General features: G+C 50.2%; 12 protein-coding genes. 8 read left to right on the plus strand and 4 right to left on the minus strand.

The window, feature by feature from the left end; translation table 11 throughout:
- Nucleotides 1-107: 107 nt before the first annotated feature.
- Entirely contained in the window at nucleotides 108-830 is a 723-nt protein-coding gene (locus tag AB4124_RS14760; protein WP_430111453.1) for a peptidylprolyl isomerase, read from the plus strand.
- A gap of 158 nt (nucleotides 831-988) precedes the next feature.
- On the opposite strand, the gene AB4124_RS14765 is transcribed toward AB4124_RS14760, so the two are convergent.
- Nucleotides 989-3,133 (minus strand): class I SAM-dependent methyltransferase, encoded by a 2,145-nt coding sequence (locus tag AB4124_RS14765; protein WP_441973314.1) that lies wholly within the window; start codon nucleotides 3,131-3,133, stop codon nucleotides 989-991.
- A gap of 172 nt (nucleotides 3,134-3,305) precedes the next feature.
- On the opposite strand from AB4124_RS14765, the gene AB4124_RS14770 reads away from it, so the two are divergent.
- The 3 genes from AB4124_RS14770 (at nucleotide 3,306) to AB4124_RS14780 (ending at nucleotide 6,410) form a co-directional block, all read left to right on the plus strand.
- A complete protein-coding gene (locus tag AB4124_RS14770; RefSeq protein ID WP_098742445.1) occupies nucleotides 3,306-4,025 on the plus strand; it encodes a 3-ketoacyl-ACP reductase in 720 nt (239 codons plus the stop codon).
- 246 nt (nucleotides 4,026-4,271) lie between these two features.
- Complete coding sequence (locus tag AB4124_RS14775; protein WP_076323014.1) at nucleotides 4,272-5,195, plus strand: AEC family transporter; 924 nt, start codon at nucleotides 4,272-4,274, stop codon at nucleotides 5,193-5,195.
- A 33-nt stretch (nucleotides 5,196-5,228) separates the two neighbouring features.
- A complete protein-coding gene (locus tag AB4124_RS14780; protein ID WP_339271280.1) occupies nucleotides 5,229-6,410 on the plus strand; it encodes a MalY/PatB family protein in 1,182 nt (393 codons plus the stop codon).
- A gap of 171 nt (nucleotides 6,411-6,581) precedes the next feature.
- Here the strand turns inward: AB4124_RS14780 and AB4124_RS14785 are convergent, their stop codons facing one another.
- The 3 genes from AB4124_RS14785 to AB4124_RS14795 all read right to left on the minus strand — a co-directional run bounded on the left by AB4124_RS14785 (nucleotide 6,582) and on the right by AB4124_RS14795 (nucleotide 9,328).
- Nucleotides 6,582-7,583: an ROK family protein gene (locus AB4124_RS14785; RefSeq protein ID WP_441973315.1), complete on the minus strand. Its 1,002-nt coding sequence runs from the start codon at nucleotides 7,581-7,583 to the stop codon at nucleotides 6,582-6,584.
- A 56-nt stretch (nucleotides 7,584-7,639) separates the two neighbouring features.
- Nucleotides 7,640-8,509 carry a MurR/RpiR family transcriptional regulator gene (locus AB4124_RS14790; RefSeq protein WP_379411482.1) on the minus strand — a complete coding sequence of 290 codons (870 nt, stop codon included), beginning with the start codon at nucleotides 8,507-8,509 and terminating at the stop codon, nucleotides 7,640-7,642.
- A 291-nt stretch (nucleotides 8,510-8,800) separates the two neighbouring features.
- Nucleotides 8,801-9,328, minus strand: coding sequence for a hypothetical protein (locus AB4124_RS14795; protein ID WP_430111464.1), 528 nt, complete (start codon nucleotides 9,326-9,328; stop codon nucleotides 8,801-8,803).
- 176 nt (nucleotides 9,329-9,504) lie between these two features.
- Here AB4124_RS14795 and AB4124_RS14800 point away from each other — a divergent pair, with 176 nt between their 5' ends.
- The 4 genes from AB4124_RS14800 (at nucleotide 9,505) to AB4124_RS14815 (ending at nucleotide 12,609) form a co-directional block, all read left to right on the plus strand.
- Nucleotides 9,505-10,092 carry a M15 family metallopeptidase gene (locus AB4124_RS14800; protein ID WP_430111466.1) on the plus strand — a complete coding sequence of 196 codons (588 nt, stop codon included), beginning with the start codon at nucleotides 9,505-9,507 and terminating at the stop codon, nucleotides 10,090-10,092.
- Between the two features lie 537 nt (nucleotides 10,093-10,629).
- A complete protein-coding gene (locus tag AB4124_RS14805) occupies nucleotides 10,630-11,016 on the plus strand; it encodes a GntR family transcriptional regulator (RefSeq protein WP_441973316.1) in 387 nt (128 codons plus the stop codon).
- Nucleotides 11,006-11,884, plus strand: coding sequence for an ATP-binding cassette domain-containing protein (locus tag AB4124_RS14810; RefSeq protein WP_441973317.1), 879 nt, complete (start codon nucleotides 11,006-11,008; stop codon nucleotides 11,882-11,884). The genes AB4124_RS14805 and AB4124_RS14810 overlap by 11 nt, the downstream gene beginning before the upstream one ends.
- Complete coding sequence (locus AB4124_RS14815; protein WP_441973318.1) at nucleotides 11,881-12,609, plus strand: Tat pathway signal protein; 729 nt, start codon at nucleotides 11,881-11,883, stop codon at nucleotides 12,607-12,609. The genes AB4124_RS14810 and AB4124_RS14815 overlap by 4 nt, the downstream gene beginning before the upstream one ends.
- The last annotated feature ends 38 nt before the right edge of the window (nucleotides 12,610-12,647 follow it).

Raw genomic sequence — 12,647 nt, forward strand, 5'->3', positions numbered from 1 at the left:
TGTATACTCATCTTTTTCGATTTTCAGTACTTGTCCAACCTGTGATAAAATATGATACAGATTAAATACTTAAGGCTTGATAAGGAATAACACAGGAGGAATCAATGATGTTGAAACGCAGAACACGCTGGATGCCCGCCCTATTTGTCATCATTGGGCTGCTGCTTGTAATGACGGCATGCGGTCAGAATGACAAGGGATCCGAAAGCGGCTCAGGCGGCGGAACAGGTTCGACAAACGGGGCAACAGCACCCGAAACGGAACCCCCGAAGGAGCCCGAGGTTAAGCAGAATGTGCCGGACCCGAACGCCAGCCATCCTATTGTCACAATTGAGATGGAGAACGGCAAAACGATAAAGCTGGAGCTTTATCCAGAGGTTGCGCCGAATACCGTGAACAATTTCATCTCCCTGGTGGAACAAGGATTCTATGACGGGACAGGCTTTCACCGCGTCATCCCCGGCTTCATGATTCAGGGAGGCGACCCTGACGGTAACGGAACGGGGGGACCTGGCTACGCTATTCCCGGCGAATTTACGTCCAACGGCTTTCAGAATGACCTAAAGCATACGACAGGCGTATTATCGATGGCCCGCGCACAGGATCCAAACTCCGCCGGATCGCAATTCTTTATCATGGTTGCGGATGCTCCTTCCCTGGATGCACAGTACGCATCCTTCGGTAAGGTGATTGAGGGGATGGAAACGGCTGAGGAGATCGTGGGCTTGGAGCGTGATCAGATGGACAAGCCGCTTGAGGTGCCCATCATGAAGAAAGTGACGGTTGATACGCTCGGCAAGGATTATCCGGACCCCAAGAAGCAGGAATAGCATCTCTTCGGGTTAGGACTACTTCGCAAATTCTAGCAATGCTACACATGCCGGACCACTTGTGTACACAGTGACCATGGCAGATTAAACGACAACCAATGAACAAGGACCCGTACGCTATAACTAGCGTGCGGGTCCTCTTTTTTCAGTACAGCCTGTTATTGTCTCTTCTGGGTATGGACCGGCTTCTCGATGACGTACAAGCAAGTGCTGTCAGGCAGCGTCACCGGCTTCCCATCTTCATCCATGAATTCGATGCGATCAGCCAATGCCTCGGCATATCCTTCCTGCAAATAATGCTGCTGCACGCGGATGATCACCTCGGGACCTAGCGTCCCGCGTATGCATTCCGCATACTGCGTAGGCGTAAAGTAGCCAAACTGCTCCTGCACCTCATGCACATAGGCCTCGGCGCCCCAAGTATAGGTATACAGGAACTCCATTGCATCGTTTATAGGCATGCGCACTTCCGTCTCGGACAGCTGCTCGTATGTTATGACCCGGCCCTTGAAATCCGAGGCATACCGGGTCAGCCATTCCAGCCCATCCGCCTCCCGGAAGCGAATCCTTCTCCAGGTGTCCCCGGGCTCAGTCATAATCCCGTCACGGATAATGATACGGCCGCCGGGTGCAAGCACTTCGTAGGCACTGGTCAGCGCGGCCTCCACAGTGGCGGTATTGAAACGGGATCCGTCTATCTCGATATACGAATACAACTCATGCAAGATCGAGGAGAAGATGACCGTATCGACACTTCCGGGTTCCACGTAGTCCCTGAGATTCAGCGCGTCCCCCTTCATCACTTCCCATGCCTTGTGCTCCAGGCGTTTGCGTTTCTCCAGCGCTTCAATCACGTTTGAGGAGATATCGATCCCAACCGGACGCACATGCGGCAGCCGTTCCTCGATCAGGTCAAGCAGCACGCCGCCCCCGGGACCGATATCCAGCACCGCCGTTCCCGTAATATAATCCAGAATCACTTTTTTGTAATCTCCCGTGCTGTTCATATCGCTCAAATAACTCTCTTCGTTATGAAACCTGTCGTAGGCGTCCCGGCGCAGGCCGAACAGGTCAAACAGGAGCAGGACCGCTTTCTCATAGAGCGGCGACTTCTCCGCTTCGATGCAAAATTCAATTAATTTCTCGGCCGCTTGCGAGAATTCGAAGGTAAAGAATACCGTATCCGGAAGCTCCGGCTTCCGTTCGATCCGATGGCTCAGATGCGGGTTGGCCATCACCGGCCCGTGAAGGCAAGCCGTCCAATCCGTTTGGCGCAAATATTGCTCAATCATTCTCTTCTTATATATGTTCAGCTTCTTGACGCCTTTATAATCGTAATACATATCATTCATCAGCGGCTCAAAGCTTAAGTGACTCACCGAATCCGGTAGCAGCTGATCTCGCTGTCCCTCCGCAACTTGCTGAACCGGGCTCTGCTTCTCCGAATGGAGAGCTAGCAAAAGAACCTTCATGAACTCCTCCAACGAGAAATCCTGCAGGGCAGCCTCCACATACCAGAGCGTCATATCCTGAAATCCACGCAGGGCAGCTGACAGATCACACTGCTCACGAATCCCTTGAAGCTGCTTATCGAAGTCTTCTCCCCGGGCAATCGAAACAGACCGGAGACGGCGCAGCCTCTCCTCATAAGTCCATCGATCCGGTACGGTCCCTTCGGCAAGAATGCGAATAAGCTGCGTTATTTCTTCCTGAACGGAATGCCAAAGCTTTTCCGATACACCACCGATGATGCAGTGATTCAAAGGGATTAACAGCCGGATCAACTCATCTGCGGTCAGCCGTCCTTCCTCCGTAAGCTTATGCAGCGGCAAATTTTCCTCGAAAGCGACTTCCCCCCGAATGTGTTGCCCAAGCAGTCCATGGGTAAGTATGAGTGTGTGTACCATCTCTTCATGCGGAGGCAGGGTTCCATTACCGTCCCGAATATGTCTCTCGTATAGCTGGGCGGACCCGATATTATGAAGGAACAAGTTGATGCCCGACTGCTGCCAGCGCAGGCGTTCTCGCATGGTTCCGCCCTTGGCCGTTTCCGCCCATACCAGTACTTCTTCCAGCAATTCTTTGATCCAATAGGAGGCAGGGAGCGAATCCAGTATCTTCAAGGTGCGTTCTACATAATCCAGCACGGGGTTGGCATGGGCTAATTGGCCGATGGACGTAATTCGTTCCAGATTCACGATTCGTTCTTCGGCCGATACCAGTTTCATTAACCATGGATGCCTCTTGGCAGCCGCTTCATCCCCCTGCCGAAAAGCGGTTATGATGTCCAGCGCGTGCAGCATAGGTTGTTCCTCCACTTCCTGAAATAATAATGAACACGCTTATGTTTTTTCGCTGCTACGATTATAACAAATTCCTGTCGATGGATCGCAAGCATTTGGTAATAGCCGATGCTACAGGGTATACTGGTCAACGAAACCATATTTTTTTATTGATGTGAAGGAGTGAGTGTACATGAGCCTGAAAAATAAAACAGCCCTCATCACGGGTGCAGGTAAAGGGATTGGACGCGCCCTGGCGATCGCGCTTGCCAAGGAAGGTGTGCACGTCGGGCTTGTCGCCCGTACGGCAGCTGATCTGGAACCGCTGAGCGCCCTGGTTGCTGAACAATATGGCGTCAGAGCCGTGGCCGCAGTTGCCGACGTTTCCGTACAGAGCGAGGCAGAGGCTGCTTTTGCAGCGGTAAACATGGAGCTGGGCTCGGTGGACATTCTAATCAACAATGCGGGCATTGCCCAATTCGGCAATCTGCTGGAGATGGAACCTGAAGCCTGGAAACGTATCGTCGACGTGAACCTGATGGGAACGTACTACATGACGCGCGCGGCACTGCCGGGCATGATCGAGCATAACAAGGGTGATATCATCAACATCTCTTCTACGGCCGGAGAGCGTGGATTCGCCACAGGCTCTGCCTATAACGCTTCAAAATTTGCCGTTATGGGACTGACCGAAGCCGTGCTGCAGGAGGTTCGCAAACACAACATTCGCGTAACCGCTCTGACCCCAAGCACCGTTAACACGGATCTTGCCGTCAATGCCGGCCTGAAGATCGGGGACGAGGACCGGATGCTGCAGCCGGAAGACGTAGCTGAGCTTGTGCTCGCTGCACTGAAGCTGCCGCAGCGTGTATTTGTCAAAACCGCCGGAATTTGGACAACCAACCCGCAATAATGATGCGTCAACAGACGCTACTATTGCTATAACCATCCAAGGGTGTTCCCTGGGCGTCGGCCAAGGGAACACCCTTTTTGCGTGCAGCCCAGGTATAAAGCGATTGGTTGTGGCCAGCGACAATTGTTCTTTTTTCCATACGGAATCAAGTGTCAACTATCCTTTGTCATGATATAATGACATGGCGTCATACGACAGCCAGATATTTACCTTAAGCTACACTCATGGAAAGAAGATGACAACAGCATGATCGCCGACATTTTACTTGAAGTGGTACTTCCCATCTTTGTCCTGATAGGCTTTGGCATTATTATGCAATATGCCTTTAAACTCGATTTGTACACACTCGCTAAAATTAACTTTTACTACATTACGCCTGCAGCCGTATTTATGAGTATGTACGAGTCCAAAATGTCACCGCAGCTGCTGGGCATGGTGGCCTTATTCTATGCGCTCTATATCGGCGTCCTCTACCTGATCAGCATGCTGGTTGCCAAGCAGCGCAAGTTCAATCGGGGGATGAGAGCAGCTTTTACCAACAGCCTTCTGCTCGATAATTCGGGAAACTACGGCCTTCCGATCAATGATCTCGCCTTCAAGGGTGATCCGATGGCCGGCTCGGTGCAAGCGCTCATCATGTCTTTTCAGAGCCTCCTTACGTTCACGTACGGAGTTATTTCCATTCAAGGGGCCAAGACAGAAGGATTATACAAACAGGCCATCATCGGATTCCTGAAAATGCCCGTTCCCTATGCCCTCGTCATCGGCATAGTGCTGCATGCCCTGGCGTTGCCGCTTCCGGTCTTTATCTCACAGCCGCTGATGTATGCGGATCAGTCCATGGTGGCGATCGCCCTGCTGACGCTCGGCGCACAGATCATCAAATATCCGCTCCGCCTGCGTCGGCTCGATGTCTACCTCAGCGTGCTGCTGCGTCTCCTGGTCGCGCCGGCCATCGGCATTCTAATCGTGCTGCTGCTCGGCTTAAAGGGCATCCCGGCTCAAGCACTCATCATTGCTTCAGGCATGCCGGTTGGCGTAAATTCATCCATCTTGGCGGAAGAATATCAGAATGAGCCGGATTTTGCTGCACAAACTGTCCTTATATCGACCATACTAAACGTAATTACGATTACCGGCTTAATCACATTAGCTAAATTTGTAGCTTAGCGCTAACTCATCTCTACTAGGAGGAATTTACATATGAATTTTGATCTTGCAATAGACCGAACCTGTACCGACTGTCAGAAATGGGACAATGTTCCCACCATCTTCGGCGTGCCCGACGCGCTTCCGATGTGGGTGGCTGACATGGATTTTGCCGCTCCACCCGCCGTTGTAAAGGCGCTCCATCAACGGGTGGAGCATGGTGTATTCGGATATACGTTCCCGTCCGACTCTTACCGTGAAGCGATTTGCGACTGGATGAAGAAACGCCACAACTGGAGTATCCAGCAGGAGTGGATTCAATTCTGTCCGGGTGTCGTTCCGGCACTCAGCCTTATTGTGGATGCGTTCACCGAGCCGGGCGATCAAGTTGTCATCCAGACGCCGGTCTATCCGCCATTCTATAGCGTCGTTCAGGATCATGGTCGTGAGCTCGTTCATAATCCGCTGCTTCGAAGTGAGGACGGAGATTACTCGATGGATTTCGAGGATTTGGAGAAGAGTTTTTCTACCGGCAACGTCAAAATGATCATTCTGTGCAGTCCGCACAACCCAGTAGGCCGGGTGTGGACTAGAACGGAATTGGATCGTCTGGCCTCCCTCTGTCAGCAATACGATGTGCTTGTTGTATCCGATGAAATCCATGCAGATCTGGTGTTTGAATCTGGTGCGCATACGCCATTCGCCGCTCTGTCCGAGGATGCTGCCGAGCGTTCCATCATCTGCACCGCACCAAGCAAGACGTTTAATATCGCCGGTCTGAATACGGCGAACATCATCATCTCGAATGCGCAGCTGCGCAGCAAGTTCCGCAAAATACTGAACCGTTACGCCATTGGCTCCATTACACCGATGGGTGCCGCCGCCACCGAGGCCGCTTACCGTGAAGGCGGACCATGGCTGGATGAACTTCTGGTTTATATCCGCGAGAACATGGAGCTGGTTTCGAATTTCGCCCAGGAGCATCTGCCCGAGCTTAAGGTGGTTATCCCGGAAGCCACTTACCTGCTGTGGATTGATTTCCGCGGGATGGGCATGTCCCACGAGGAGTTAAACCGCTTCCTGGTTCATGAGGCGAAGCTTGGTTTAAACAGCGGAGCAGCCTTCGGCAAGGAAGGCGAAGGTTTCATGCGCATGAACTTGGCCTGCACACGCGCCACCGTTCAGGAGGCGTTGTCTCGCCTACATAAAGCGATCGAGGAATGGCGGAAAGCATAAGTAACAAACTCAATTAATAAAAGGAGCCGGGCTAAACGCGCGGCTCCTTTTATTGCTTTTTTAAGACGATGCAAAACTGCCTTAGTTGACACCCTCGTTCACCCTCATAAGCCTGACAAGACACCACTAATCCTCTACCTGATTTTTGAAGGAATAATTCTCCTATATTACTTACAACATAGAATCCATCTCACCGTAATGCCACACTTGAGCAGCTGCGCCTATGACACCTGCATCACTGCCAAAGTTAGCAGGCATAATCCTGCAGCAGCTTCTCATATACGAAGAAGTCCGGACATCGACCTCCTGATCGAGCGCCTGCAAAAAACGAGGACCCGATTCCGCCACTCCCCCGCCAATCACCACTACCTCCGGATTAAATGCATGAATATAACCGGCAACAGCCGCTCCCAGTGCTCGGATAACAACCCGCATCACCTCCGTGGCCGACGGATCATCCCGGTGCCAGGCCTTAACAATATCCCGGGCATTAGGTTCCCAATCATATGAAGCGCTTTCACTCTTCTGCATCTCAAGCCCTAATCTGGCAATGCCGCTGCCTGAAGCATACAGCTCAATACAGCCGTTATTTCCGCAGCTGCAGCGAGGACCGTTGATGTCAATACTGACATGGCCAAGCTCCGCTGCCCCGCCAAAGACCCCTCGAAGAAGACGCCCCGATTCGATAACGGCACCGCCAATCCCCGTACCAAGAGCAAGGCACACAAAGTTATCACAATCCTTGCCAACGCCGTACATTTTCTCGGCAATGGCTATAACATTAACATCATTGTCAACATGCACCCGGGTATCGTAACGTTCGGATACCTTTCGTTTAATCTCCATCCCCGTCCAACCTGGCAACGTATCTCCTGCGTATAGAACGGTCCCTTCCCGAAAATCAATTTGGCCTGCGCTGCCGATACCGATACCTTGCACCTCTTCCTCTGAACCGGCGGATTCCATCATCATGTCGATGCCAAGCAGGACTTTGTTCATAAGCTGCTCCGGCCCTTTGTTCGCCTCGGTAGGCATCAGATGCCGGTTTATGATCTTTCCTTCTCGATCAATGACTGCAAACTGGACTTTCGTCCCCCCAATATCAACACCGATCGCGTAACTCATGTATGTAAACACTCCCTTCGTAATCAATAAAATGGAAGATCGATTCATCCCGTGCCCCCGCCCGAAGATGAACAAAAGTGTATCGATTCCCAAGGATCGATTCACTAATACAGCTTATCCACAACGGACCTCGCGGTTTTCTCCAACGACTTCGAGGCATCCTCTTTTTTCATCGTTAAGAGCGTTGTAAGAATGTTCAACATATACGTCTGCATGAACTTTGTTGCCAGGGCTCCTCCCTCTGTCGGCATTTCCCTGGATGATACAGGAAGAACCGTATCCGCGTATGTAACAATCGGGGAACGGAGATGTCCGGTCAAACAGATGACGTCCGCTCCATTCTGCTTCGCTTCCTTCACCGGATCCACCAGGTCACGCGTACTGCCGGAAGTGGAAATGGCGAATACGAGATCGCCCTTCTTGACCAAGGAAGCGGACATGGCAATAATATGCGAGTCCCGGTGCGCTTCCACATTAAGCCCCAGTCTCATCAGCTGATAATGCAAATCCAGTGCGGTTATGCCTGAAGAACCCACGCCATAGACATACACTTTGTTTGCGGCCAGCAGCTTATCCACCGCCATCTTTAGATTGTCGGCGTTAACCAGATCCAGCGTATTCTTAAGTAAAATTTCATGCTGCATCGTCAGCTTGCGGGCCACCGTCATCATGTCATCCTGCTCATCGATAGCGGTATCCACTACGGATGGAGGACGATCCACCAAATCCTGTGCAACGGACAGCTTGAATTCATGAAATCCCCGAAACCCCAGCTTGCGGCAGAATCGAATGACGGATGTCTCGCCGACCCCTGCCCTCTCAGACAAATCCGTTACGGTAGCGAGCACGGTTTCCTCAGGGTAGCTTTTCACGTAATCAGCCACTTTTTTCTCCGTCTTGGTCAGGGAAGAATAAATGCTCGATATCATCAGCAGCGTGTTAGATTGATTCAGTCTTGGGCCAACTCTTGCCATTCCACATCCCTCGTTTCCTCTAACAGGCGCAAAAAGAATATTTTCTCCTTAATTATATATTAAAAAGGAGTTTTCTTTCAATCACTAAAAAAACGGATATTGACGCAGTTTCTCTAAGGACAGACTTCATACTAGCAGAAGGTTTTCGTGCTAGATAAGGAAGGTATGCACTAGTATTTACACGTTCATATCTCTTAAAAAAAGAAGCTATCAGCATCCTGTGAATCGGATCTGCAGCTTCGATTATTGTAGTTAACTGTTATCCTGTTTCGATCCTCCGATCGAGCAATCTTACATCATGCTTCCGGTTTCGTCTGTACCAGAAGTCAGCCCCTCAATCGTTACCGCTCCATTCAGACTGTCGCCGGTCTCCTGTCCCCGCTCCATCTGATAACCTGCATCCAGCATCGAACCATCCAGCTGATGAAGCTGCTGGCTGACTTGGTCCATCTGCTGGAACAGCTGACGATGTTGATAGGCTTCGGCGTACTCGCTCTGCTGGGCAGTCTCGTCCATTTGTTCGAATGCCGTTTTGTTCTCGCCCAGCACTTGGCGGTACTGCTCCGCCGTAGCCGTTCGGATATCCTGCACCGTATTCATCATCCCATGCAAAACCATCCGGCAATTCACCAGTTCCTGACGGACAGCAGCAGAAGTTTCAGGCGAAACTGCAGCCTGGGCGCTTTGAAGTTCAGCTTGGATCTGGCTGAGCTGGCTCACGATCATCCCGACTTCGTTCATTCCCCCGTTTTGCGCTGCCGTAGTTAATTCGCTTGATAGCTGGTTGAGCCTCATCGACATATTTTGAATATTGCTCATTGCAATCCCCCCTTTTTTTCGGCTAGCGACCATTTTAATGAATAGGATGCGATAAACCATGGATTGCTATTCATGTCGATCTCTGGTTAGGAAGTCCCCTCTGTTGGAATCCGAGGCGGGATGCCGATATAATAGAGTAAGCCATTATATGAAAGTAGGTAGATTAAAGAGTTCGCATGATCAAACGCAAAAAAACGACACTTTTCTTAATTGTTGTCTTATTACTCGCCATATTTTATATGCAGCTGCAAACCTCCATACCGGGATTCATCAACGATCTTGATTTTAATAGTAAAGAAGCCCCTAAAGTCTCCCAGCTCCACCCGTATGTATTGCAGCAAAAGAACGAGCTTGTCCGTCTCACCAAGAAAAAAGGAATCGCGATCATCATAACGGACGGTTACCGCAGTCATGAAGAGCAGACCCGCATCTACAATCAGGGCCGCAGCACCGAGGGCGACATCGTGACGAATGCCAAGGCAGGAGAATCCCTTCACAACTATGGACTTGCGATTGATTTTGCGCTAAGACTAAAGGATGGAAGCATCATCTGGGATATGGAATATGACGGGAACGGAAACGGCAAGGCCGACTGGATGGAAGTTGTGGAAATTGCCAAAGATTTAGGCTTCCAGTGGGGCGGTGATTGGGCCAACTTCCCGGATTATCCGCATCTACAGATCGATTTCGGACTGACGATCCGTGATTTGAAACGTGGAAAACTCCCTCCCATGGACGCTTCCGAGACTTTGGAAGCAAAGTGAACGGCTATAGCAATTTGTAGAACTCGATAGGTATGGTATGTCCAGATAAGGCAGCCGGATCCCATGTATAGAATATTAACGGACACCATCGACGTTATTTACAATTTTATGCCGTATTCTCAGAATATAACGGACACCAAAGTCGCTATTCTACTAAAAATATGGTTTACCTCCGCTTTTAACCGTAAATAAGAGCTCCCCTGTCCGTTACGGTGAGAAGAGAGTCGTTTTTAACGAAATAACGTATTCTGAGTCCGTAAGAATTACTGCAATTTCGGTATTACGCATCATCTTTTATTGAGCATCGAGGTTCGCATACTTTAGTTATACGCAAGATAATGACTTACGCATCAGCGTTTAGATCAAGGTCGACCAGATCCTTCTGGTCGCCTTTTTGACGTTGTTTTTTGGAAATGCGTGTTAATGGATTTGCGACATCCAACCAAATGCTTGACAATCGATTCACCTTTTGGTTATATAGTTATATATATGAGTATATAACCTTAACAAGACATGAAGGTAAGGCGGTGATTCTTATTGAGCGGTACCGTGCATCCAGATAATAAGCCCCTGTTCATCCAGATCAAGGAGAAGATCGAGGACCAGATCGTGAATCATCTACTGCTTGAAGGTGAACAGGTTCCTTCCACGACGCAGCTCTCCCAATTTTACAAAATCAATCACATCACGGTGTTAAAGGGCATCAACCTGCTGGTTGATTCCGGACTCATCTATAAAAAGCGAGGTGTCGGCATGTTTGTTGCAGAAGGGGCCAAGGAAATGCTGCTCCAGACCCGAAAGAGTGCATTTGCGGAACATTATGTGGTGCCTATGGTACAGGAAGCAGACAAACTCGGCTTGTCCACGGATGAGCTTTTTCAAATCATAACCCAGTTAAAAGGAAGTGACCTCCATGAATCTTGATGTTCAGTTTGACCGCGTATCGGTGGTATACGGTGACCTCGAAGCCGTCCGAAATGTTTCGCTTCATCTCCCAGCAGGCAAAATTTATGGTCTCCTGGGGCGCAACGGAGCAGGCAAAACCTCACTACTGTCTGTTCTTGCTTCATTTCGTGAACCCTCATCGGGATCGGTTACGATTGGCGGCGAGCAGCCGTTCGAAAATGCGAAGATCATGAGGGAAGTCTCCTTCATCTATGATGTAGACTACAAAGACGAGACGGACAAGGTCAAGGTAGCGATTGATTCCATAGCCAGACACCGGCCCCATTTTGATACCATGTACGCCCTTGAGCTCGCACGCAAATTCAATTTGCCCTTGGATAAACAGCTGAAGCAGCTTTCCAAAGGGATGCAATCCGCTTTTAACGTATGCATCGGACTTGCGAGCCGCTCGCCAGTTACCATACTGGATGAAGTTTATCTCGGCATGGATGCACCGTCACGCGAAATTTTTTACCGGGAACTGCTGAAAGACCAGGAGCACCATCCCCGTACATTCATTCTCTCCACCCACCTGGTTTCGGAGATGGATTATCTGTTTGAAGAAGTCATTATCATTCACAAAGGCCAGTTCGTGCTTCAAGACGATTATGAAAGCCTTACATCCCGAGGTGTATCCATTACAGGCCCGGCGGCTAAGGTAGATGAATTCATCAAGGGCATGAAGGTGCTCAACGTACAGCAGCTTGGTTCTACCAAAGCCGTCATGGTCTATGGAGAATTAAGCGAGGAAACTCAGTTAGCCGCGCATCGGGCAGGACTTGAGATCGGGCCGATCTCGCTCCAGGACTTGTTTATCCATCTGACGGGGGAGGAATATTCCGCATGAAAAAGACGTCATCGGCCGTAACGAGAGTATCGACAGACATGTTTCTTCAGCAAGGCAGCTGGGCCTTGGGATTTCTATTTATTGTGCTGCTGATCTATTTTGGAGTCGGCATCGGTACCAGCATTGGTGTCAATGTTCGCGAAGGAATCGCAGAGGAGGACTTCTTCTCTATCACTTACCGCTCAACCAAGGGCTTCATGCTGGTAATCGGTATTATTTCCGCTTATGGCTTCCTTAGCTACTATGTAAGACATGGAGTAACCCGTAAGGATTTCTTCAATGGAGCCGCTGTGGCTGCCGTCTATCTGTCATTGGCCTTCCCAGTCGTGGTGGGTCTAGGCAATTGGATCATCGGGATGGTTACATCCCATGATGCAGGCAGCACCCCGCTGATGCAGGAGTTTGATAACAGCTGGCTGCTGATGCTTGCCTCCTACGGCGTCCAAATCTTTATCTATTATCTGATGGGGTGGATGATCGGATCCGGATTTTACCGGTTTGGCTGGATTCGCGGCTTGGGGTGGATCGCCGTAGCCCTCGTGTTAATCGGCTTCATGGATGCATTGTGGCAATTTGAGCTGGCTTCCATATGGGAACAGTGGCTGCCAGTCACGACAGCCTTTTCCGTCACACTGCCGGTTTCTCTTGCAGGCTCCGTGGCCGTCATCCTGATTACACTTATTCTGATTCGACTGATAACCCGAAGAGTTACGATTAAAATGTAATATATACGCAAAATAAATGGCTGATCCAAGGGGAGCAA

The organism is Paenibacillus sp. 2KB_20 (assembly GCF_052115765.1).
In the GTDB taxonomy this organism is placed as follows: Bacteria; Bacillota; Bacilli; order Paenibacillales; family Paenibacillaceae; genus Paenibacillus_AQ.